This window comes from Vibrio pacinii DSM 19139 (assembly GCF_000711795.1).
GTDB lineage: Bacteria > Pseudomonadota > Gammaproteobacteria > Enterobacterales > Vibrionaceae > Vibrio > Vibrio pacinii.
Map to the genome: position 1 here is coordinate 1 of NZ_KL543976.1, position 24,391 is coordinate 24,391.

Here is a 24,391-nt window from a genome sequence, read left to right on the forward strand (position 1 = left end):
TATTTCATTATGCTCTTCAAGGCGAGCCAACTTCTTTTTCAATTCCCGAATTTCTATTTGCTCAGGGGTCATAGGAGAAGCTTTCGGTGTTTTCCCTTGGCGCTCTCCTCTAAGTTGGCGAACCCATTTATCCATCGTGGATTTACCCACATTCATGGCTTGGGCTGCTTCAGTCACTGAGTAGTTCTGGTCTAGGACTAACTGCGCTGCTTCTAACTTAAATTCTGCGCTAAATAGTCGTCTTGTGCGTTTTGTCATAGTGTCACCTGTTAACTTATGAGGTGATGATATCACCTCTAACTAAGTGACCAAATTCACTATGCCACTACAAGTCAGAACTAGTGCGGCTTGAGTTTGGCCGTACTACCAAAACTAGTAATTCATAAACCAAGTTTCTTAACTGTGGTTCTTACTACGGCTAGCTTACGTCGATGCTGTGACGATAGGTCGTACTTTTCAATTCGAACTAGGTTTCTTTGGATTCTGTTGAACTGTCGTTGCTCCTGCTTGAAATCGCCTTCTAGTTTGGCTTTCGTCCACTTGTCACTCTGCGTTTGGATCTGCTTAATCAGTTTTTCTATCTCGAGAGTTTCTAACGAATTCTGATGTTGGTACAGCCAAGTACTGAGTCTACGCCCACGTTGTTTTTCAACTACCTCATATTGCCGATGATCCATGTTGGCATGCTTTAACGTCGCGAGGCTAAAAGCTTGCTTGATGACTTTGGTAGCCTTCTTCTTTTGAAGTTCTTTTAATACGCGGCTGCCAACGACTTTGCCAATAATCAGATGGACATGATCACCACTGCCTCTGTTACCGTCTTGCTTCTGCTGGTGTAGCACAGCTCTAATCTGCTTTTGAAAGGCTTTGAGTTCTTCTGTGTTTAGATCGCATAGTTTAGCTAATGCAATACAGCAGTCTTTTACAATTAACCGCCACTGATGAGTAGAGGGACGATATCCTTTTGGAAGGGTAAGGCAGTACTCCATTGCATAGCTTGTTAGAGGTCTACCTCCTTTGCCGCTAGTTACTTGCATTAATCGAAATGCCTCACCCGCAAGCGCTATTTTTCTTGTCGTGGCTTCGCTACCGAAAATTGAAATTAGCCGTTCTGAATTTCGATGGTTAGTGTGGCGCTTATCCATCAAATAGCGCTCGCGGTGGGAGACACCTAATGAAGAGTTTTTGACAGGCTTGGTTATAACGCTCCAGTTTTTTAGCATGTGTAGTGTTTTAAAAAAGGATATTAAAAATATCCTTTTTTTCCAAACAAACATGCAGACTGTTTTGATGATTGCGTAGTGTCCAGATAGGACTATAGCTACGCTTATATTAGTCCACTGGCAAGAAGGGGATCCCTTCTTGACTACCCTAAAAGCTATTTAAACGATTAGCTAACACCTTCTTGGGTATGACTAAGATTCGTTTCTTCTATAAGAAGAGGAACTAGCCGCACAGAGGAAATCGAAGGTCTACCTTTAAAACCGATGGATAGAGTTGAAGTTTCTAGTTTGTACTTTATGCCAACCACCTTCGCAATTTCCTCAAGAGCGGGCTTAACACCTTTGTTAACAAATAGGGTAGGCCTTTTTCGGTAAGAATCTGGTAAGTCGCCAAGAAGCGACATGAATTCATCTATGTCAAAGGCTTTTGAATGTTTTGCGTTCATGTATCCTCCGTTGTTATGGTAGTAGTTAACTAACTTCAAGAGCTTCAAGCTCAGCTTTAGTTTTAATTGTCGGGCTAGCTCTACGCTATACATTTTGAAACCATGAACGCCTATTACATAAGGGACAAAGTCTGAATTAATAACAAACTTAATGTACCCATTGCCTTTTTCAATGCTCTCAAAAGGCTTTAAAGTGACTGTCGACGGCTTAGGCTTTACTAGTCCTTTAGACGGGGTTTGTTCATGTTCAAATTGGAATTCTTCAATATCCCCCGGAAAGAACTTGTCCCAAAGCGTAATTTCTTTTTCTTCTAGTTTGTCTATCTCTTTAAGTCTAGATATCTTTCCGCCCAAACCTAGGTATTCACATACTATATTGTTGGGTATGAAAACACTTCGATAATCGCTATGACGATAAATTTCTCTAATCATCTTAAAAGTGACTGAACATTCAGACAACGACGATTCTCCATTGTCGCTTACCTGAAATACACCTTCATCATAGAGAGGGAATAGATGCAGTTGAGATATCACGATATCAAATAGCTTTTGTTCTTGAGAAGTGTAATGGTGTATCGCAAAAGCTAACTCGTTTGAATAGGTTACTTTGCTAGAGTCAATATTGGTCGAAAGATGACCTATAGGCATGTGTGGGGATTCTGTCGTGAATATTGGATGGTATTTTGTCATTAACTTTAGTCCAGATAGCATGGGTAAGAAATATTTTTATGGATAAGTCCGAGTTATTGCAATGTAGATCTGCGGGAAAATGCGCGGTAATTAAGGGGATTTGGTTATTGACAAGTCGAATTTTACCAGTAACGCCTTATGGGCAGAAATTCTCTAAAATAAGGCAATACGTGACTTTAATCGGGCAATATGTGTTTTTTCTTGGCAGAAAATGACTTTAATCAGGCAATTTTTCTCTAAAATAATTACGAAATCAACGTATGTGTATGAATTGAAAGTATATTTTTTTGGTTTTGATTACTAAAGAGTTTTTAAGAGAAAATTAAGAGTATCAAGTGAATTTGACCCAACCCAAAGACAGGTCTTTTGGGAGGTGGGTTATTAGATTTGTTTCTTATGGTTCCATCCTTCCTATATTATTTGTTCAGTCTATATTCGTCGCTACGCTCTCAGATTTTGTGATTTTCGGTTCTGTTTGTATGATTTTTAGACACTTAAAATACCTTCAATACGAGTCTTTTGACTAGTCGTAAATGCGTTACTTTAGTAACTGAATGAAATTGAAGTACTAATTTTAGTCAAGGTGGCTGTCAACATAATTCGTCTTATTTACCATCGTAAAACTGCGAATTATATATCTTGCGATGTTGGATTCTGGCAAATATTATTTTCTCAGACGTGTGAATCGTAAGGTGAAAGATATTTTTATGAGACAATCAAGAATTACATTTAAAACAGCTGCCAATAACTACATTAACTCTAAAGACTTTGCTAAAAGTACTGAAAATGGGTATATGGATTTAATTAAGATACTTTTACGCCATTTTTCAAAGGTAAAATTAAAAGACATATCTGAAGATGATCTTGAAACTTTTCTAGATAGCTGTTTGGATGAGGTAACTCCTTCAGGTAAGAATGGCTATTCTAGAGGTACTAGAAAGAACATCAAATCCGTTTTTAAGCAGATATATGATTATCATGTTAAGAAAAAACTAATTAAGAGGAATATTGATTTCTCTTCTATAGTTGTTCGGTCTGGAAAACCAAGAACCCCTCGAATCCCCTATAATAAAAGAATTATCGAAGCATTGAGAAATTCTATAACGAACAGGCATGAGGAGTGGGTATTTGACCTTTTTGAACTGGGAACACTAACCGGAATGAGAGTACAGGAGTTATTAGGTTTATCTGATTCTGATGTTAAGCAAAATCTGGATGGCAAATATATGCTGTCGATCGAACGCGCGGTCGTTGACCATCAAGTTAAATCGACTAAGAACAGTTATTCTCAGAGAATGATATTACTATCTGAAAAAGCGTTAAATATTGTGATTAAACACCTAGAAGAAAAGAAGGTTTTACAGCTTACGGACAATGCGCATATGGAAAACGGTACATGTGCTTTGTTTATCAATTACAAGAAAAGGCAGCCATGGATGAGTTCAGTTGCTTATTATAGAGAACTAAAAAAGCTGTTTGAGAGTGCTGGCCTCCAAGAGCAATATCGAGGGTTGCATCCAACTAGACACACTTTCGTGACAAACGCCGTCAATGCTGGCATGCCCGATGATGTGATTAGTGGCTATATTGGGCATACAAATACTGAAACGATGAAAAAGCACTACATGTACAATTCATTAATCGAGCACGGCCGACATTCATCAAGCTTCCTCGACCGTCTGTAATTCAAGCACCCAAATGGGTGCTTTTTTTGTCACGGATGAAACGTTTGCCAAGTGTCACGATTTAGTGATACGTTTGAGGCTCAATTTGCCACTTTCTGTCTTTTGGTTTTTTATCTAACGTATTGTAAATTAAAGTGAAATTGCAGTGGTTTGTGATGTGTTACGCGGGTTCGATTCCCGCAGTACGCTCCAATACTCCTAAAGTTTCTACTCGTCCTAATCTCCTGAAAACATAGTTTTTTTAGTTTGCAATTGCCCCAACGCTTCAGGGCAAAGTAATTTCACCCCATCCAATTTTTTGTCAGTTCTCAGACTTCACTCAGTGTTTAAACACGTGCTGTTTTCCTTGCGATGATCCGTGGTTTGGTCTTGGGTTTTGTATTTTTTTAACTCGTCACTATCTATTCTGATCGCGATTTCATACACAATGATGAACTCAATTACGGTTGTCTATACCATTAAGGACGACAGCTAACTGCTCAGTTCCCAAAATTGTTTAACAAGAAACGCCTTATTCACCTGAGCAATACAGTGTATTAAACGGAGAAACAGCATGTGTAACACAAAAGTGAACAAAGACATGAATAACTACTTCCATTTAGCTTGTGATGCCACTCTCCAAGGAATGAATGAAGGTATGGGTGGCCCATTTGGCGCAACGTTGACACGAAATGGTGAAGTGGTGTGCGCAGTAGGTAATACCGTAATTAAAGATAAGGATATTTCCGGCCATGCCGAGATGGTAGCGGTACGAGAAGCGTGTAAGAAATTAGACACTCTAGACCTATCAGATTGCGTGATGTACGCAACGTGTGAGCCTTGTCCAATGTGTGTAGCGGTGATGATGTGGGCAGGGATCAAAACTTGCTATTACGCTTCCACTCACCGAGACGCAGCAGAGCACGGTTTCTCAGACCAACACCTAAGAGACTACTTAGACGGTACAGATACTTCAACGTTGGATATGATCCATATCGAAGAAGGGCGTGAGGATTGTGTTGAAATTTGGGCTGAGTTCCGTCGTCTGAACCAACAAGCGTAATCAAAATTAATTTGTTATGAGTGCTAGGAGTGCCGATTGCGTTACTCCTAGCACTTCTTTTTCTGTCTTTAGATTCGCGATGCTCTGATTACAATACCACCGTAAAAGTACTTCCCTGACCCAAACATGAGCAGAGCTCTATTCTCCCACCTAGATTATCCACCATTGCGGCTGCGAGCGAGAGCCCTAAACCGTACCCCTCGGTATTGCTGCGGCTGCTATCGACACGATATAAGCGTTCAAAAATGAGTGCGTGCTCGTTGCGGTCAATACCAATGCCACTATCAGTGACTGAAATAGCGACCGAGTTATTTTTCCGGCGTTGTACATCCAACGTAACTTTGCCGTGCTCAGGAGTGTATTTGATGGCGTTGTCCACCAAGTTAACTAATACCTGCGTCAGCTTATCTGGATCAGAGGCGATTGTGACCGGTTCGTCAGAAGTTTTAATAATCAGAGAGATATGTTTTTCCTCCGCTACATCGTCATACCAAGAACTGACGGCTTTCACCACGTTATTGACATCCGTTAGTACCATTTGTTGTACGCGTTTGCCCATTAATTCATCATTTAGCTTCATCAGTGCTGTTAACATATTACTGGCTTGCATGGCATGCTCAGAGCAGTCAGACAGCGCATCTTGCATCATATGAAGATTGTTGCCACCGACCAGTGCTGATTGTGAGGACAGTATGATCCTCGATAATGGGGTGCGAATGTCGTGCGCTATCGCATCTACCGTCGTATTTAGCGTCGTCGTCGTATGTTGCAATCGTGCGATTGCTTCTTGCACGCTGGCGTTAATCACGCTAAGCCCTTCAGGTACTTCATTTGAGGCTTCGTTTGCCTCGGTTTTTCCTTGGCGAAGTCTTTCTAAAAAACGGCCTAATGTCATTAAAGGTGTCATCGCATTACGTAAAATTCTGTGAGTGAATAATGCGGTGATCACCACCATGACCAACATGGCGTAAAACGTCATTCGCCACTTTTCAAAAGCAATATAATCGCGCTGGCGATTGTCTAGAACAAGCCAGAATTGACGAACCTCACCACCCAATTTTAATGTGGTGTAGGGGTTAACAACAAAGGAGTGGAACCAGTTTTTGTCTTCCCCTGTTTGTGCCTCAAGATTGATATCCAAGGGTAGTTGGCTATCTCCGGCGAGCAGTGTCCGTGTCTTCGCCTCATTATCTTCGACCAGAAATGCACTAATATCGTTGTCAATCAATCGGTGAGGGTTGGCCTGCAACACATGAATCAAACGTTGTTCTGAATCATACTTCAGAATCCGTTGATACTCTGACGCCATTGAAGAAAGGATCTTTTTCTCGCTTTGAGAAAGGTCATAAAAAAACAGTGCACCCACGGCAAGTTCCACTAGCAGTAAGCAGCAGAAAAGCAGCGCCATAAAGCGTAGCAAAAGCATTTTTTGAGCTTTGGTCAGTGCTTGTTCAATGCTGAGACTTGAGTACATAGCCCACTCCTCGTAGGGTATGTATCAGTTGGGAGCTAAAATCTTTGTCGACTTTGCTACGTAGTCTGCACACTAATACATCCACAACGTTGGTTTGAGGATCAAACTGATGCCCCCACACCTGCTCTAATATTGCTGTCTTTGAGATCACGACTTCAGGGCGTTCTAACAGCAATTTCATTAAGGTGAATTCACGCTGATTCAAGTGAATATCGCTATCACCGCGCTTTAGAGTGTGCTTTAGCAGATCCAGTTTAAGTTCGTGATACGTCAACTCTAGCGGTTGAGATACATTTTGTTTGCCACGACGAACAAGCGACTGGCAACGTGCTAACAGTTCTGAAAAAGCAAATGGCTTAACCAAATAGTCATCAGCGCCGGACGTTAGCCCTCGCACACGCTCTTCAACCGAGTGTTTTGCGCTCAGAATGATGATCGGTGTGCGGTGGCCCTCTCCTCTAAATTGTGCGAGCACTTCGAATCCACTTATTTTCGGCAGCATAAGATCTAAAATGATGACGTCATATTCGTTGGTCAACGCTTCGTGGAGTCCATCGACACCGTTGCAAGCATGGTGCACAGCATCGCCTTCTTGCTGAAAACCATTCAACAGAAAGCTCGCGATATAGGTATCGTCTTCAATAAGCAGTATTTTCATTGGTTGTTTGTTCCATCCAGACTTTCGCAATGCGTCTGTGACACTTTAGCAACAATCTTTGCTGTGATGAATAAACATTGCAACTCTGTAATGTTTGAGTAAGTCACCTGCAATAGACCTTCAGTTATAGTTATTGGTGTTGATAGTCACAACAGCCTAAAAGGAATGAACATGAGAAACGTAAAACAAACTGCCCTGATCGCTGCCTTTGGATTTTTCTCTGCAAACGCACTCGCTGCAGATAAAGCCGCCACAGTAAGTATGGAGCAAATTTCGTCGAAGTCGGCATTCACCCTCGCACAAGAAACCGTGAACCAATGTGAAGCGAGTGGCTATAAAGTGTCGGCGACCGTGGTGGATCTATCAGGTTATGTGATTGCCCAATTGCGCTCAGATGGTGCTGGTACTCATACTCTGGATAGCTCACGCCAGAAAGCATTTACCTCTGCGAGCATGAAGCAACCGACAGCTAACCTGATGAAGCTAATTGCGGAAAAACCAATCATGCAACCTTTGCAAAACATGAATGATAATCTTCTCTTCTTAGCGGGCGGTCTACCGATTGAGATTAATGGTAAAGTCGTTGGTGCAATCGGCGTTGGTGGCGCTCCTGGTGGTCACCTTGATGTGGCTTGTGCAGAAAGTGCGATGAAAAAGGTGCTATAACTTAAGTCGCCTTGCACTGATTTTTTCAAGCACAATCTTTCTCGAAGATTGTGCTTGTTTGCGTTTTAAGGTCGCCTAATTGCCCTTTTAATCGGCTGATGTGAAGCAGAGTCTACGTTACAACAAGTCGTTTGCTTATAAAGCAGACAAACACTTAGGTGAAAAATGTCAAGCCAATATAAATACCACATAAGGTATCGTGCCCAGAAGAGTGGCCAATTGCCAATAAGTGGTCGATTTGGTTTTTAATCGGATTGCCATTAAGAACAGCAGCGTATAGGTCGACTATTTCTTGGTTATATTGGTGATCACAAGCTGACCGCAGCATAACGCCGCTCACATCAGTGGTTTTATGTACTGCATTGAGACACGCCGATTGTAAGGTGGCAAAGTAGGGGTGCTCAATCACATCCAATACCGAAAGTAATCCGACAAGCAAGTCGTCGGAAGAAGGCGTCAACCCTGCCCCAAAACCAACAAAGCCATTTAAATCAATGGTTAAAGACTGTTTTTCTAACTCGTCAATAAATGTAATCAATTTAGGGATAAAGTAATCCGACAGCATAGCTGAGTAGTAAGTGACAGTGGATGACATAACTAACTTGTCAGAGAAGCACAGCAAAGGGTAGATACCCATTTCAACCTGATGGGCATATAAATCGTTATAGATGGCCGTCTTTATCTGCGTAGTGAATGCGATTTTATGGCTCAAATAGGGAGAAAACTGGCGCACAGACTGCGGCCTAATGATCAGTTGATTTCGTTTTAGGCCAGACTGCTGTGGATTAAAAATAAGCTCAATCGTCTGATTGACCTGCAGGTCCTTAAACCAATCTGGATCGTTGACCATTAATGCGCGCGGGTTCATTCTTTTCGTTTCATCAATGATGGAAATTAACCCTAATTCACTAGTCAAATTACACGCGGAATTAAATATAGAGTGAACTTGAGCACAAATATAGGGTTTATTTTCTAACTCTTTATAGAGAGGCTGTGAAGTTTGAATAACGTCCATTGTGATTACTGCCGTTATATATACAGTTTGCCTGTGTGCGTATATTCAAGTTCAAATAAACGAACCAGCGTCGTAGCGATTTTATGTAAGACGGAACTATGCATATCCGCGATATAGAGTCCTAAATAAAGATCGTCGGCAGGGGCGAGAGATTGAAGCTCTTCAACAACGATATGTTCGTGTGTTTTGCAGGTTCGAGGTAACAACGTCACTCCAAAGCCAATCGCTGATGCAGCCATGATCGCAGACAAGTTACTGCTGCAGTAATTAATTCTATGGCTGTAGCCTAGGCGATCGAGTGAGGTCAGAATATGGTCACGGTATAACGCGCCAGTAGGGAATAGCACCAGTGGAACCACAGGGTTACGAAACGCTGGCGATAAAGCACTATCGAGCCAGAGTAGAGGTTCGTGACGAAAAGCAAAGGCATTACCGAGAATCGACTGTTTGGTAAGCACAATATCGTATTTTCCCGTTAGGTAGGATTGATAAAGGTCGTTACTCAGACCAGAAGTGAATTCAAATAAGACATTATCGCTTTGTTGAAAGGGCATTATAGCTCGAGTGACGTCGACAGAAAGATCGTCAGGTACACCAATTTTAATTATCGTTTGTTCGGAAGTAGCGTTTAAGCTGTCTAACATGTTGTTGTTAAGCTCAATAATTCGATGCGCATAGCGCAAAACAAATTCACCTTTCTCTGTTAGTGTGACCTTTTGTGGGGTCCTCACTAGTAAGGCATCTCCGACTATCGATTCTAGGCGGTTTATTTGTTGGCTAATGGTCGATTGAGAGTTGTGGATCCGGTCTGCTGCGCGGGTAAAACTTCCGGTTTCGCATACTGCGATGTAAGTCATTAACAATTGTGGGTGGATCAATTTCATTTATTCAGTCCTTGTTAGTATCCACGTTTTATCCTCAGCTGCTTGATTTTGATATGGTATCAGATGTGTATCTATTATCGTCGCTGGGGTAAATATTATTATAAAATTATCACTTATTTAAAAAAAGTAAAATATCATTCGATTTATGAATGACTACGATTCGAAAAAATAATTTAATAATCACATGGTCAACAAGTAAACTTTTCAAGTTTAAATCAATCATTAGAGTACTGTTTTATAATGCGCAGTAAATGTAGTTTTGATATTTTTTCTATAAAGGTTTTTGTTGTAATCATATTGGTTGGGCTAAACTTGCGCCCTTTTTTGGTTGCAATAGGCCCATCGATTGAACAAATTGTGCAAGATACCAATTTGGGATATTCGATGACCTCACTATTGACGTTGATCCCGATGGCGTTGATGGGGGCGGGGGCGCTTATTATCACTCGCCTGCCATTTTTAGCAGAAAAAATCAGTTATTTGTTGTTTGCATTACTGGCGTTATCGGCTGGAAATATGCTGCGACTTTTTGCTTATGACGGTTCTGTTTTGATCCTATCAACTATCATGTGTGGTGGGGCAGTTGCGGTTATACAGTCTTGTGTGCCACGCATCATTAAACAATACTTTGCGAAAGAAATGCCTGTCGTCGTCGGTTGTTACTCTGCTTCGTTAATGGTGGGTGGGGCGCTAGGAGCAATTGTCACACAGTCGCTGATAGGTGACGGTTTATCATGGCGTTTAAGCATGGCTTGGCTCGCGTTACCGTGCTTTTTTGCATTGGTATTGGCAGGGTTGACTTTGCCACGAAGTTCCTTTCCTCAAGGAAGTAGTACTGAATGGATGTTACTGTTTAAGCAGAGAAATACCTGGGAGTTAGTGCTGATATTTGGTCTAGTTAATGGTGCGTATGCGTCCATCGTGACTTGGCTTCCGCCTTATTATCAGAAATTTGGGTTCACGCCAGAACAGAGTAGCCATATGATCCTTGCATTGTCGCTGGCACAAGCTTGCTGTGCGCTGTTATTACCGGTTGTAATACGAAACCATTTCGAGCGTCGATTGTGGTTGATGCTAATGCTAGCTTCTCTCACTTTAGGGCTATTTGGCCTGATGCTTTGGCCTAAGCTTTTCCCATATACATGGTCAATGCTTTGTGGCGTAGGTTTGGGAGGCGCGTTTTCTATCTGTATGCTCTTGGCACTAGAGCGGTACCAAAGTGTAGAACAGTCCAATGCGCTTAGTGTCATCATGCAAGGTGGTGGCTTTTTGTTGGCGTCGTTGTTTCCGCTGATATTTATTGTATTGGTTGAATTGTCTGGGCACTTTCATGTCGGGTGGGCGATGCAAATAATATCGCTATTTCTTGCCGGCACGTTGTGTTCTAGGTTACCAAAGCTTGTAAAAAAGCCCTCTGAAGTCAAAGTATGATTCTGCGTGACAATCGTGCTTTGTTGTTCGATTGTCGAGCTTATAACCAAGCTTCTTGAAGTTGTAGGCACTATCACATCGACATTCCCCTCCTTAAAATTATCGATATTTTCCAAATGATTATTTATAAGCCGCAACGTTCATTCACTTGCGGATAATAAATGAGAGTGACGATTCTAATTTATATTGCTAATTGTGATTATTTGATTATCAAATACTCAAATTAACGCCTCAAATAAAACTATGTGATTTGCATCATGAATGTAAATTGAAATTTTTCTATGTGGAAAGGCCGGAATTTAGTGCATTGTCACAGAAAAAACCTCTAATCCCCTAGTTTTGTTAATGGATTGTTTCGATGAGTGAAGTGTATTAGAGGATATTATTTCTTTAGATAGTCATCATCCATTTTATTAATTTATAAAACTTAGTAAATCTTGCTAATTTTCATATGGTTTAAGAGATTTGAATAATGAAATAAATTACATTAGGAAAATAACTATGGATATAACAAAAATATGGCGAAAAGGCGATTGGGCTGCATTCTTTGGCCTGTTTACCAATAACCTAACTAACTTATTAACCATGATGGGCTTGTTGCTCTTTGTGGTTGGTTTACCTAAAGACTTTGTGATGGGGCAAGTGGCGCCTGCATTTGGCTTTGCGGTCATGTGCGCGAGTATTTTTTACGCGTGGTTTGCTTATAAATTGAAAACAGAAACAGGTCGTAACGATGTCACGGCTCTGCCTTCTGGGCCGAGTGCACCTTCTATTTTTACCGTAACCTTTTTGGTGATTATGCCGGTTTACCAAACAACGCAAGATGCACAATTTGCAATTCAAATTGCGCTCGTGTGGTGTTTTGTAGAAGCAATGATCCTACTGGTGGGGTCGTTTTTTGGTGATACGATTCGCCGTATTGTACCGCGTACAGTACTACTGTCCTGTCTTGCCGGCCTTGGTCTGACATTATTGGCGCTAAACCCTATGCTACAAGCGTTCTCTACTCCGGTTGTGTCGTTTGTGGTTCTTGGTTTGATCTTCATCAACTGGTTTGGTTCTAAACCACTGTTCCCTAAAATCCCTACCGGTTTGTTACTGATTATTGTTGGTACAGTGCTCGCCTGGGTATTTGGACTGCAGTCTCCAGAAGCCATCGTAGCTTCACTGTCTGACGCAGGTTTCAACCCACCAGGTCTACACATTGATGACTTTATGGAAGGTATCCCTCATGCATTGCCTTACTTGGCATCAGCAGTACCTCTCGGTCTGGCGAACTATGTTTTTGATTTAGAAAACATTGAAAGTGCGGATGCCGCCGGTGATGCCTATCCAACTCGTAAAATCATGATGGTTAACGGCCTGTCTTCAATGGTTGGGGCATTTTTAGGCAACCCATTCCCAGTGACGGTATATGTTGGTCATGCGGCGTACAAAGAAATGGGGGCAAGTATCGGGTACACCTTGTTTAACGGCGTAATCATGTTTGTGGTGTCACTGCTGGGTCTAGGTGCATTACTGCTCAGTTTGATCCCTGGTGCGGCGATTGCTCCAATCCTTGTTTACATCGGTATCGTAACTGCCAACCAAGTGGTACGAGAATCGCCAAAACTTGAAGTTCCAACTATTTTCGTTTGTCTATTTCCTTGGATTGGCTATTGGGCACTGACCATGTTCAAAAACACGTTGGCAACTGCAGGTACCAACGCTTATGAAGTTGGTATCGATGCTCTGGCAGCGAAAGGTATTTACTACCAAGGGATGGTCGGTTTAGGTAATGGTGCACCTCTCGCGAGCTTGCTATGGGGTTGTATGGTGTGTTTCGCCATTAATAACAAACCTCTACGTGCAGTGGTGGCAGCATTGGTTGCGGCTTTGCTATCACTTATCGGCTTTATCCACGCTAGTGGTGTTGGTTTCGCTCAGCCTGAATCGATGATGTATGTCTACTCGTACTTAATGCTAGCTGGTCTGTTTGGTATTAAGCACTACTACAACGTCAAGGAAAGCGTCGCTGAAGCTGAATTAGAAGTAAAGAAATTACAGTCGGAAACGGTGTAGGGGGAACATTATGAATAGCATTACTTCAGTATCACTGCATGACTTAGTCAAAGAAGATTCTCCGAGCGAAGTGATTAGACTGTTAGAGAATAACGCCTTAATTGACGCTCGCGATGACAATGGTTGCACTCCGCTGATGATTGCAGTGCAAAATAACAATATCGCAATGGCTGAGTTACTTTTGAAACAGGGGGCAGATACTAACGCACGCGATATTACTATGCTAACGCCTTATTTGTGCGCGGGTGCGAATGGTTTCCATGAACTGTTGACACTGACACTTAAATACGGTGCTGATGTAACCAGCGTTAACCGTTTTGGTGGTACACCATTGCTGCCATCAAGTGAGAAAGGTTTTTTACGTACAGTGCAAGTCAGCTTAGAGGCGGGAATTCCTGTCAACCACGCGAATAAACTTGGTTGGTCTGCATTATTAGAAGCGGTCATTCTTGGTGACGGTGGCTATCTGTACGGAGACGTTATTGAGGTGCTATTGGACGCAGGTGCTGATCAACATCTTAAAGACCGCAATGGTGTGAGTGCATTGGAACACGCTAAAGCACGTCAGCAAACACGTATCGTTGAGCTGATGAAAAGAGATACGGTGCGCCAGAGCCAAAGTGAAGCCCTACACGCAGTTAAAGCTTGTATCAAAGCGTTTGATTACGAAGGTGCGATGGCGGTGTTAACCGACCGGCCTAGCGAGTTTAGCGATCAAGCTGGTTATCACTACTACCGTGGTTACGTATTGATGGAACTAGGCCGCTATCAAGAAGCGATTGACGCTTATCGCCATGGTTTGCCACTGAGTGAAAACCCAGCGGAATTCCATCTCTATATTGCTAATAGCTACCGTTTGGCAAAACAGAGCGAGCAAGCATTAACAGAGTTTGATCTCGGTATTGCCGCGGACCCTGAATCACCATTCGTTCGCTATCACAAATCAAACTACCTACGCGAGTTAGGTATGCATGACGTCGCTGTTGATACGATGCGTCAATTGTTAGTGGCGGAGCCAAATCGTTACGACTACTCGTTCCATTTGGCGAATAGTTTGCGTTCATTAGGCAAACATAGTGCAGCGATATGCGCGATCGAAAATGCCATAACTCATGATTACACCAATGCTCTGTATTATTTACACAAAGGAAAATCACTAGAGTTAATGGGAAAAAACAAACAAGCGCTAATACTTGCAAATTATGCGATTGATGTTTGTGATGATAGTAATGAATTGTTGGAATTCAAACGTAAGCTACTCAATGAATAGATGAAAATCATAACATTGGAATAAATTAAATCTAATTATTCGGTTATTAAAACTTTGTGGCAATGGCGGCAAAGCATGGCCCGCCATTGCCCAAATAAAGTAAATAAATAAAAGAGGCGAATATGTTCGTTAAAGTAATAGTCAAAAAAAATACCTATTTTGATTCAGTGTCATTAATGGCGTTGTCTACAAAAGTCAATGAGTTACCAGATGTTGAACAAGCATTTGTCGCCATGGCGACCGACATGAATAAAGGTGTATTAGACAATGTAGGTTTATTAGACGATGAAATTAGTAGTGCGAACAGCGGTGACCTATTTATTGTTATAAAAGCGGTTAGCGAAGAAGCGTGTGAACAGACGCTTGAAGAAGTTGAAAAGCTATTAAAAGGTGGCGATAACGCAACTTCTGGATTAGGTGGTGCACAAGAGCAGAAATTTACCACGCTCAAAAGTGCCTTAAAAAAGCAACCTGAAGCAAACCTTGCCATTATTTCTGTGCCGGGCGAATTTGCGACACGTGAAGCGAAAATCGCGTTGAATAACGATCTGCACGTGTTGATGTTCAGTGACAATGTATCTGTTGCAGATGAAATCGAACTCAAAACCCTCGCTCATGAAAAAGGTCTGATGATGATGGGGCCAGACTGCGGTACGGCGATCATCAATAACGTCGGTCTTTGCTTTGCAAATAAAGTCCGTGCTGGAAATATCGGAATTGTTGGCGCATCAGGCACAGGTAGCCAGGAGGTAGCGGCACGTATCCATGATTTTGGCGGCGGCATTACTCAGCTACTAGGTACTGGTGGCCGTGATTTGAGCGAAGCGGTTGGCGGCATCATGATGCTTGATGGATTACGAGCTCTAGAAGCTGACCCTAGCACCGAAGTAGTATTAATCGTTTCTAAACCGGCAGCGAAAAACGTCGAAGCCAAAGTGCTTGAGCAAGTGAAATCGATGTCGAAACCTGTTGTCGTTTGTCTACTTGGCGGCGAAGAGGCGCCAGTGGTAGCTGCTGGGGCACATTTTGCCAAAACCACCAAAGAAGCAGCGTTACAAGCGGTTATTCTTGCTGGTATCGATGAAGCCAGCATTAACAAGCGCTCGCTCAATTTGCCTTTGATTGAAGAGATTAAAGCGAAACTCACGCCCGAGCAAAAATACATCCGCGGTCTATTCTGTGGCGGTACGTTATGTGAAGAATCGATGATGTTAGCCAGTGAGTCTTTCTCAGAGGTGTACAGTAATATCGCGAAAAACCCACAACAGCGCTTAGCTGATATTAACGTTAGCCAAGCCCATACCTTCATCGATTTTGGTGATGATGATTTCACTAATGGTCGCCCACACCCGATGATTGACCCATCGTCACGCATCGAACGTTTACTAAAGGAAGCCGACGATCCAGAAGTTGGCGTTATCGTTGTTGACTTCGTGATTGGTTATGGCTCTCACCAAGACCCCGTCGGTGTCACGCTTCCTGCCATTATTGAAGCGAAGCAAAAAGCCGAAGCTCGTGGCCAACATTTAGAAATCCTTGGTTATGTTCTCGGGACGGATTTAGATACTCCAGACATGAATGAGCAAATCGAGAAGTTGGCACAAGCGGGAGTGACTATCTCTAGCAGCAGTCAGAACACCGGATTACTGGCGCGTGGTTTTGTGAGCAAAGGAGAATAACAATGAGCAAAGTAGCACAACTATTTTCAGATCTGAATGTGATCAATGTTGGTTTGGAATTTTTTAAACAGGACATTCAGAAACAACAAGCGCCAGTCACTCAAGTGAGCTGGCAGCCAATTGCTGGTGGTAATAAAGATGTGATTGATGCACTGGATAAATTGGCACAGCCCGACATCAGCGCAAAAATCGAAGCGGCAAACGAAGAAGCGGTACAGCGCATCATCAATTCACACCCTGTATTGATCGGTTACGAACGAGCAATTGATGTGGTTCCGGGTATGACCAAAACCACTATCCTCCACGCAGGCCCTCCGGTTGCTTGGGATGATATGAATGGTCCAATGCGCGGTGCGGTTACCGGTGCACTGATTTTTGAAGGATTAGCGAGCAACCTAGACGAAGCATTCAAACTTGCTGGTTCAGGTGAGATCACCTTCTCGCCATGTCACGAGCACGATTGTGTTGGCTCAATGGCGGGTGTTACTTCTGCATCGATGTACATGCATATAGTGAAAAACCAAACTTACGGTAACATCGCGTACACCAACCTTAGTGAGCAGATGGCAAAAATCTTGCGTATGGGGGCGAACGACGAGAGCGTGGTTGAGCGTCTTGTATGGATGCGTGATGTCCTTGGTCCAATGCTGAAAGCAGCAATGGAAATCGGTGAGCCGATTGACCTACGTCTGATGCTGGCGCAAGCGCTGCACATGGGCGATGAGTGCCACAACCGCAATAACGCGGGCACGGCACTCTTGGCACAGGCTTTGACGCCACGAATTCTACAAACAGATTTCACGACCGAGCAAAAACGCGAAGTCTTCGAGTTTATCGCTTCTAGTGATTACTTTTCTGGTCCTACGTGGATGGCAATGTGTAAGTGTGCACTCGATGCGGGACACGGCATCGAAAACAGCACGCTGGTCACCACGATGGCACGAAATGGTGTGGAGTTTGGTATCCGTGTGAGTGGAATGCCTGGTTTTACTTGGTTCACTGGCCCTGCGCAAAGAGTGGTTGGCCCTTTATTTGCGGGTTACAAGCCAGAAGATTCTGGTCTGGATATCGGGGACAGTGCGATCACTGAAACATACGGAATTGGCGGCTTTGCAATGGCCACTGCACCTGCGATCGTTGCTTTGGTTGGCGGTACAGTAGGAGAAGCGATCGATTACTCAATCCAAATGGATGAAATCACCACCGCGGTTAACCCGAATGTGACGATCCCTCTTCTTAACTTCAAAGGCATCTCATCTGGTATTGATGTACGCAAGGTATTGGAAACGGGGATTCTGCCTATCATCAACACCGCTATTGCTCACAAAGAACCAGGGGTAGGTATGATCGGTTGTGGGATCACTAACCCGCCAATCGAGTGTTTTGAGAAAGCGTTACTCGCCTTCGCCAACAAGCTGTAATTAAAAGAGTGGAAAGGGGCTTAGCCTCATAACGTTCAACGACTGCGCTAGTGGAGGCACTGGCGCAATCCCCAGCGGCTAATTCGAAGAATATGAAACATGTTCTACGTCTTGATGGGGCTTACAATAGAGGGATAACAATGAGAATTGTTTTAGCACTAGGCGGTAACGCGCTATTAGAACGTGGTCAACCATTAACGGCCGATAACCAACGTATCAACATAAGAAAAGCGGCAGCAGCAATAGCGGATATTGCCAAACAACATGAAGTTGTTATTGTTCATGGCAATGGCCCGCAAGTGGGCTTACTTATGGAGCAAAACAGCCAGTACCAACAGCAAAAACCGGAAGTGACGGCGTATCCATTGGATGTGTTAGGCGCACAAACCTGCGGCATGATTGGTTATATGTTACAGCAAGAGTTGTTTAATGCTGATAACCAATTACACATTACCACCATGCTTTCACAAACATGCGTCAACATTGATGACAATGCCTTTGATGACCCGACAAAGTTCGTGGGGCCTGTCTACAGTGATGAAGAGGTAGAATTGTTGCGTGTCGAGAACCCTGCAGCGATCTACAAGAAGGATGGCGATTATTACCGTCGAGTGGTGGCCTCACCACAGCCTAAAAACATTGTTGAATCGGCGCAGATTACACGCTTACTTGAAAGTGGTAACACGGTCATTGCTTGTGGTGGTGGCGGCATTCCAGTATTTGAAGCGCAAGATGGTACGTTGGTCGGTGTCGAATGTGTGATCGATAAAGATCTCACCGCTGAGCTACTGGCCGAGCAAATTTGCGCAGATCTGTTTATCATTCTGACCGATGGCGCTGTCTATCTAAATTATGGCAAACCTGATCAAAAAGCGATTAAAGTGACGAGCCCAGAAGAGTTAGATAAATACTCGTTCCCTCCTGGCTCAATGGGGCCAAAAATCGATGCGGTTTGTAAATTCGTCTCTAAAGGCTTTGGCAATGCCGCCATTGGCGCATTGGATGAACTACCTGACGTGATAGCAGGCCGATCTGGTACCACGATCATTTATCAACCGATAATGGAGTACTATTAGGCTTCTTGACCGGGGTAAAACAAAGTCTAGCCCGTGGGTTTGACGAAAATTAAGCGCATAATAAGAGCGATCATTTGAATTCGCTCTTATTAATTTCAGTATCGTAAATACTTGTGGTTTTTACGGCCGTAGTGAGGTTTAAAAGCCTACTGGCTCCACAAGGCTGTACAACTCTAGCGAATAAAAGCTGGATCAAACACGGTCGAGCGATTACGGCCCGATTGCTTAGAGAAGTAAAGCGACTTGTCGGCATGTTCTAACCAAGTTAAATGGCAGGTTTGATAGCTAGACAGCTCGCAAACTCCCAAGCTTATCGTATATTTCACCGCATGCTGACCCGCTTGAATCACCGATTGTTCGATTCGTTTTCGCAGTCTTTCGGTGAAGTATAGCGCTTGATTAGCACAAGTATCTGGTAGGATTACCGTAAATTCTTCGCCGCCATAACGTCCGCAGATATCAGAGTTGCGTGACGCTTTCTTCAGTTCTTGGGCTGCGTGGCGAATGACTTCGTCCCCAACCGTGTGACCATAAGTATCGTTAACTCGTTTAAAGTGATCGATATCAAAAATCACTAAGGAAGCAGGATTGCCGACCAATTTTTGTTGTTCATATTGGTGGTGTAAGCAACTTTCCCAATGGGCGCGATTAAACAGTTTCGTCAACCCATCAATGCGACTCAGATCAGACAGTTTTTGGTTTGAATCGAGCAAGTGAATTTTGTTTTTGGCGATATCGGTAACGTCGTTAATGATTATGCTGACATGAGAAACGTCACCATTCACAGAGGTCAGTGGCGAAAAGTTAATGTTCTGCCTCATTTCGGTTAGGCTATTGGAAATGGGGCTAAAGTTTTTAAACTTAAACAGGTAAGCTCGGTCTTCCCAGCAGGAAAATCCACGGCTGTTGAGTGTGAATGCCGTATCAACTTTACGTCTTAGCCAAGCATGGGGCAGTTCGGGGACCACATCAAACAAGTTTTTGCCCAGTATCTGGTCTGCAGCAATGCCGCTGTATGATTGCATGAACGCGTTCCAGACACAGACATTGTAATCTCTATCAAGCACAATCAATCCGGCGTCGAGATCGCCAAGGATCTGCATTACCCAATGTAAGTCACCGATTTCAGTTGAGTTCATAACACACTCTCCAAAATTGCTTTAATTGCACTGAGCGAGTCGTTGTCGATTAAAAACACGATATCGCAAGCGACATCAAGATTTTCTGCTTTATAGACAAACTCAATGGTGAAAATGTCTTGCTCGTAGTCAGCCAAAAACTGGTTGGAGTTAAGCGCGAGTTGCAAGACTTCTTTCTCTAAAACTATTGGCTGTCTGAGTGAGATATTGATATCTAACTGCTTGCTAAATGAGCCTAAAAACGACGAAACTAATAGATTCGACAGATCCAAAATGATCTCATTGGTCGAACATTCAACCTGCTCACCATTTTGATAAGTTAAGTTGCTAAAATCCGTGCCATGCAAACAAACCAAAGCCTCGCCATTAATGCCGTGACCGACGAAACGTTGAGATACCGCGCGCGACTCTGAATTATTAACAATATCTTGCAAGGTCATTTTTAATTCAGACTGATGAAGAGAGGCGACATTAGGTAAAGGCATTTCAATAAAATGGCCGACTTGTTGAGAAATCAGTGCGGCGCTAGAGCCTAACGCAATATTGCTCATCTCACGAATAGCTGCGACCAGATCAACCCTCGTCGACGATGAAATTGAACTATTAAGCTCTGTATTTCGCAGGGGAATGTGGTATTTGTGGAATAGATCGACCAGGTCAGAGGTGGCAAACGGCTTTTCAATAAAGTCTTTTGCGCCCATGTCGGAGCAACGAGATTTTGCCGCTGATTGTATATCGCCCGACACGACAATAACATCAGTAGGGTAATGGTTGACTGGCATGGTGGCTAACACTTCAAAGCCATCCATCACCGGCATTGTTAAGTCAAGAAACAAGACATCAATATTGTGCGAAGCCAAGATATCGAGTGCTTGTTGACCATTTTCGGCTTGGTGAATCGTATTGTGTGTTGAGGGTTCTATCCTGCTAACAATGGATTTGCGAGCGATAATTGAATCATCGCAAACTAATAGGTTCATAGTGTTAGTCGCTAGCCTTGAAAGTGGTGGTTTTGTATAAATAGCCAACAATCTGATCAGGGTCTTGTGACCTTAGTTCAAATCTGCAAGCCTGCTAGTAAACACCTTTCACAGCACTAACTCACGTATTTTTTAGTTTGAAGGTCGAAAAATTGGAGTCTAAACACATAATTACTCATTTCAATTGCGTTTTAATGCTAATGAAACCTTAGAACTGGGAAGTTTGTTTAATTGGCCACAGATATACCACGCCGCATTCACTACGTTATCAAGGGAAACCCCAGTTGTTATACCTAAACCGTGACAAAGATAGAGCACATCCTCGGTAGCAACGTTACCGGCAGCGCCTTTGGCATACGGGCAGCCTCCGAGTCCAGCGGTGCTAGCGTCAATGACATGAATTCCCATCGTAAGTGCCTGATAAATATTGGTAAGCGCTTGACCATATGTGTCATGAAAGTGTACGGCGATGGCGTCTGGATCTGCGATGTTTAGAACGGCCTCTAGCATGGTCGCAATGCGATGTGGTGTTCCTGTTCCTATCGTGTCGCCGAGTGATACCTGATAACAGCCCATCTCTAACATGGTCTGGCTAAGCTGAGCCACTTTGTCAGGTAGAGTAGCACCATCGTAAGGGCAGTCGATGACACAAGAAAGATACCCGCGCACTGGGATATGATATTGAGACGCCAACGCGATGACGTCCTCAAAGCGCGCTAGACTGGCCTCGACGGAACAATGAATATTGCGTTGGCAAAATCCTTCAGAAGCTGAAGTAAACACCGCAACTTCAGAAACTTGGCTCTCTATCGCAGCCTCTAAGCCTTGCCTATTAGGCGTGAGCGCAGAATAGCGTACCCCTTGTTGGCGCGAGATCCCTTGCAGAACTTGTTTTGAGTCGGCCATTTGCGGTACGCGATGTTTGGCGACAAAGGCACCTGATTCAATATGAGTGAGACCCGCCCGTGATAGTTGATTGATGAACTCGATTTTACTGGCAATAGGCAGAGAACGCTCACCTTGTAATCCATCGCGCGGGCCCACTTCGACAACCGTCACAGAGGATGGAAGGTGCTTACTTGCTAGCGGGTTATTCATGCGTTGCTCCTTAGTCCTTAGTCGCTAGTCACGCACTACCAATTGGGTGGCCGTTTCTCTAGAAAGGCTGTGAGCCCTTCTTGCCCTTGCTGAGAAACGCGAATCTTGGCGATTAATTCGCTTGTATAGCGCAGTAAGGCGTCATCAATGGGTTGGTGATGGCAATGATCACACAGACGTTTGGTTGTGGTTAAGGCATTTGGACTGTGCTTTATGGTCGACTTCAGCCACGCGTGACTATTTAAAGCAAGGTGTTCGCTCGCGGCTAACTCATGAACTAGATGAATACGCTGCGCCGTTTGGCTGTTGATAGGCTCAGCAGACAACATATAGCGCCGGGCCTGGCGAATGCCTATCGCTCGTATCACGTACGGCGCAATAGTGGCAGGGACTAACCCTAGCTTAACTTCACTTAAACAAAACTGACTGTGATCGGCAGCAAAGACCATGTCACAGCAACATATCAAGCCTAATGCACCGCCAAATGCGCAACCTTGCACTGCTGCAACCGTCGGGTGAGGAAATTGGTCAAGTTTTGCCAGAAGTGTTGCCAATTGGTAGGCATCAAGCTGATTGTATTGTTGACTTTTATTAAGCATAGAGCGCATCCAAGTGATGTCGGCGCCTGCAGAGAAGTGTTTACCATGACCACAAAGCAGCAGTCCACGCACCGCTTTATCACTCGCGAGTTGGTCGATGGCAGAGATGAGTTCGGCGATCATCTGGTCATTAAATGCGTTGGCGTATTGTGGCCTATTTAGTATCAACTGTGCGATACCTTCATCGCTGAGCTGACATTCAATGTGTTGATAATTGGCGTAATGTTTCGCTGTCATGACTACATCCTAAATATGCCAAATTGACTGACTGTTGTATCAGATTGTGAAGTCGCATTCAGAGCTTGAGCCAAGACATTGCGGGTCTCTTTAGGATCGATAATGCCATCATCCCACAGCCTTGCGCTTGCATAGTACGGGTGTCCTTGTTGTTCATATAAGTCGAGGATCGCTTGTCGAAACTGTTGCTGTTCGCTTTCGGGCCATGGCGTCTCTTTGCGTTGCATGACTTGACTCTTTACTTCGGTGAGCACGCCAGCGGCTTGTTCACCTCCCATCACTGAAATGCGTGCATTGGGCCACATCCACATCATGGTAGGATCGTAAGCACGGCCACACATTGCGTAGTTACCCGCCCCATATGAACCGCCAATAACAACCGTAAACTTGGGTACTTCGGCGCACGCCACTGCCATCACCAGCTTAGCGCCGTGTTTAGCAATGCCGCCTTCTTCGACTCTTTTACCCACCATAAATCCGGTGATATTTTGTAAAAAAAGTAACGGGATATGGCGCTTGGCACACAGTTCGATAAAGTGCGCGCCTTTTTGTGCTGATTCAGAAAACAAGATGCCATTGTTCGCTAAGATACCGATTAAGTGTCCGTCAATGCGTGCAAACCCACACACCAGTGTGGTGCCAAACAGTGCTTTGAACTCGTCGAATTCAGAGTCATCAACAAGTCGGGCGATGACTTCCCGAACGTCGAATGAAAGCCTTAAGTTGGCGTTAACAATGCCGTATAACTCATCTGCCGGATAGCGAGGTGATGCCACCTTATCAACCTCAACGACAGGCTTGCGACTGTCTTGCCCAGTATTGGCGAGAGCTTCACGGGCAAGTGTCATCGCGTGCGCTTCACTTTCTGCATAATAGTCTGCGACGCCAGACTTACGACAATGGACATCTGCGCCGCCAAGCTCTTCTTCGCTGACCACTTCGCCTGTGGCAGCTTTGACTAAAGGGGGACCGGCGAGAAAGATGCTCGCTTGTTGTTTGACCATGATGGCAATATCTGACATCGCTGGTATGTACGCGCCGCCTGCAGTGCACAATCCAAGCACGACAGCAATTTGCGGGATGCCTTCACTCGACATCTTGGCTTGATTAAAGAAGATGCGGCCGAAATGTTCTTTGTCGGCGAACACCTCGGCTTGATGAGGTAAATTGGCTCCGCCGGAATCGACTAAATACACGCAGGGTATTTTGCAGCGTTGAGCAATCGCTTGAGCACGTAGGTGTTTCTTTACGGTTAAAGGGTAGTAGGTGCCGCCTTTGACGGTCGGATCATTGGCGATAACCATGCAAGGATGACTATTGACCTGACCAATTCCGGCGACAATGCCCGCACATGGAACCGCTTCAGGGTAAACATTCCAAGCAGCGAATGGGCTGATTTCAAGAAACGGGCTGTGCTGGTCGAGTAACAGATCAATTCTCTCTCGTACTGGCAGTTTGCCCTTTGCTTTTTGATGTTGCTGAGCGCTTTCACCACCACCTTGTAAAATAGTGTGGATGTCAGCGTTTAGTGTTGCGACAAGTGCTGACATCGTTGCAACGTTGCTTTGAAAAAGCTCTGAGTCAGGTTTGATTTTGCTTTGAATGATTGGCATCACA

At 43.9% G+C, this 24,391-nt stretch carries 21 protein-coding genes; 9 read left to right on the forward strand and 12 right to left on the reverse strand.

Features of this window, described 5'->3' with window-relative positions; genetic code table 11:
• From BS19_RS15030 to BS19_RS15040, 3 genes are all read right to left on the reverse strand, one after another.
• Positions 1–258, reverse strand: a 258-nt coding sequence (locus BS19_RS15030) for an IS3 family transposase (RefSeq protein ID WP_038176367.1), incomplete at its 3' end; no start/stop codon positions are given.
• Positions 259–380: 122 nt separating this feature from the next.
• Positions 381–1,277 (reverse strand): hypothetical protein, encoded by an 897-nt coding sequence (locus tag BS19_RS15035; RefSeq protein ID WP_084186022.1) that lies wholly within the window; start codon positions 1,275–1,277, stop codon positions 381–383.
• A 113-nt stretch (positions 1,278–1,390) separates the two neighbouring features.
• Positions 1,391–2,359: a replication initiation protein gene (locus BS19_RS15040; protein WP_169739019.1), complete on the reverse strand. Its 969-nt coding sequence runs from the start codon at positions 2,357–2,359 to the stop codon at positions 1,391–1,393.
• 707 nt (positions 2,360–3,066) lie between these two features.
• Here BS19_RS15040 and BS19_RS15045 point away from each other — a divergent pair.
• Positions 3,067–4,044 carry a tyrosine-type recombinase/integrase gene (locus tag BS19_RS15045; protein WP_038176372.1) on the forward strand — a complete coding sequence of 326 codons (978 nt, stop codon included), beginning with the start codon at positions 3,067–3,069 and terminating at the stop codon, positions 4,042–4,044.
• A 553-nt stretch (positions 4,045–4,597) separates the two neighbouring features.
• Entirely contained in the window at positions 4,598–5,086 is a 489-nt protein-coding gene (locus BS19_RS15050) for a nucleoside deaminase (protein ID WP_084186025.1), read from the forward strand.
• An 88-nt stretch (positions 5,087–5,174) separates the two neighbouring features.
• On the opposite strand, the gene BS19_RS15055 is transcribed toward BS19_RS15050, so the two are convergent.
• Both BS19_RS15055 and BS19_RS15060 read right to left on the reverse strand, forming a co-directional pair.
• Positions 5,175–6,560 (reverse strand): sensor histidine kinase, encoded by a 1,386-nt coding sequence (locus BS19_RS15055; protein WP_038176374.1) that lies wholly within the window; start codon positions 6,558–6,560, stop codon positions 5,175–5,177.
• A complete protein-coding gene (locus BS19_RS15060; RefSeq protein WP_038176375.1) occupies positions 6,538–7,218 on the reverse strand; it encodes a response regulator in 681 nt (226 codons plus the stop codon). The genes BS19_RS15055 and BS19_RS15060 overlap by 23 nt, the downstream gene beginning before the upstream one ends.
• A gap of 171 nt (positions 7,219–7,389) precedes the next feature.
• On the opposite strand from BS19_RS15060, the gene BS19_RS15065 reads away from it, so the two are divergent.
• Positions 7,390–7,884 carry a GlcG/HbpS family heme-binding protein gene (locus BS19_RS15065; protein WP_038176377.1) on the forward strand — a complete coding sequence of 165 codons (495 nt, stop codon included), beginning with the start codon at positions 7,390–7,392 and terminating at the stop codon, positions 7,882–7,884.
• A 154-nt stretch (positions 7,885–8,038) separates the two neighbouring features.
• On the opposite strand, the gene BS19_RS19650 is transcribed toward BS19_RS15065, so the two are convergent.
• Together BS19_RS19650 and BS19_RS15075 are read right to left on the reverse strand one after the other, a co-directional pair.
• Positions 8,039–8,752, reverse strand: coding sequence for an oxamate carbamoyltransferase subunit AllH family protein (locus tag BS19_RS19650; RefSeq protein ID WP_169739020.1), 714 nt, complete (start codon positions 8,750–8,752; stop codon positions 8,039–8,041).
• Between the two features lie 161 nt (positions 8,753–8,913).
• Positions 8,914–9,783 (reverse strand): LysR family transcriptional regulator, encoded by an 870-nt coding sequence (locus tag BS19_RS15075; RefSeq protein ID WP_038176378.1) that lies wholly within the window; start codon positions 9,781–9,783, stop codon positions 8,914–8,916.
• 240 nt (positions 9,784–10,023) lie between these two features.
• On the opposite strand from BS19_RS15075, the gene BS19_RS15080 reads away from it, so the two are divergent.
• The 6 genes from BS19_RS15080 to BS19_RS15105 all read left to right on the forward strand — a co-directional run bounded on the left by BS19_RS15080 (position 10,024) and on the right by BS19_RS15105 (position 18,721).
• Positions 10,024–11,214 (forward strand): MFS transporter, encoded by a 1,191-nt coding sequence (locus tag BS19_RS15080; protein WP_051686553.1) that lies wholly within the window; start codon positions 10,024–10,026, stop codon positions 11,212–11,214.
• A gap of 501 nt (positions 11,215–11,715) precedes the next feature.
• Positions 11,716–13,275 carry a xanthine permease gene (locus BS19_RS15085; RefSeq protein WP_038176379.1) on the forward strand — a complete coding sequence of 520 codons (1,560 nt, stop codon included), beginning with the start codon at positions 11,716–11,718 and terminating at the stop codon, positions 13,273–13,275.
• 10 nt (positions 13,276–13,285) lie between these two features.
• Entirely contained in the window at positions 13,286–14,545 is a 1,260-nt protein-coding gene (locus BS19_RS15090; RefSeq protein WP_038176381.1) for an ankyrin repeat domain-containing protein, read from the forward strand.
• Positions 14,546–14,667: 122 nt separating this feature from the next.
• Positions 14,668–16,224, forward strand: coding sequence for an acyl-CoA synthetase FdrA (gene fdrA / locus BS19_RS15095; RefSeq protein WP_038176382.1), 1,557 nt, complete (start codon positions 14,668–14,670; stop codon positions 16,222–16,224).
• Positions 16,225–16,226: 2 nt separating this feature from the next.
• Positions 16,227–17,645, forward strand: coding sequence for a YlbE family protein (locus BS19_RS15100; protein ID WP_038176383.1), 1,419 nt, complete (start codon positions 16,227–16,229; stop codon positions 17,643–17,645).
• A gap of 140 nt (positions 17,646–17,785) precedes the next feature.
• Positions 17,786–18,721 (forward strand): carbamate kinase, encoded by a 936-nt coding sequence (locus BS19_RS15105; protein ID WP_038176385.1) that lies wholly within the window; start codon positions 17,786–17,788, stop codon positions 18,719–18,721.
• A 173-nt stretch (positions 18,722–18,894) separates the two neighbouring features.
• Here the strand turns inward: BS19_RS15105 and BS19_RS15110 are convergent, their stop codons facing one another.
• The 5 genes from BS19_RS15110 to BS19_RS15130 form a co-directional block, all read right to left on the reverse strand.
• Positions 18,895–19,860: a sensor domain-containing diguanylate cyclase gene (locus BS19_RS15110; RefSeq protein WP_038176387.1), complete on the reverse strand. Its 966-nt coding sequence runs from the start codon at positions 19,858–19,860 to the stop codon at positions 18,895–18,897.
• Entirely contained in the window at positions 19,857–20,840 is a 984-nt protein-coding gene (locus BS19_RS15115) for a response regulator (RefSeq protein WP_038176389.1), read from the reverse strand. The genes BS19_RS15110 and BS19_RS15115 overlap by 4 nt, the downstream gene beginning before the upstream one ends.
• Before the next feature lie 180 nt (positions 20,841–21,020).
• Positions 21,021–21,938 carry a hydroxymethylglutaryl-CoA lyase gene (locus BS19_RS15120; protein WP_038176391.1) on the reverse strand — a complete coding sequence of 306 codons (918 nt, stop codon included), beginning with the start codon at positions 21,936–21,938 and terminating at the stop codon, positions 21,021–21,023.
• Positions 21,939–21,973: 35 nt separating this feature from the next.
• Entirely contained in the window at positions 21,974–22,774 is an 801-nt protein-coding gene (locus BS19_RS15125; protein ID WP_038176393.1) for an enoyl-CoA hydratase-related protein, read from the reverse strand.
• 2 nt (positions 22,775–22,776) lie between these two features.
• On the reverse strand, positions 22,777–24,387 hold the full coding sequence (locus BS19_RS15130; protein WP_038176395.1) for a carboxyl transferase domain-containing protein: 1,611 nt from the start codon (positions 24,385–24,387) through the stop codon (positions 22,777–22,779).
• Between the last annotated feature and the right edge of the window lie 4 nt (positions 24,388–24,391).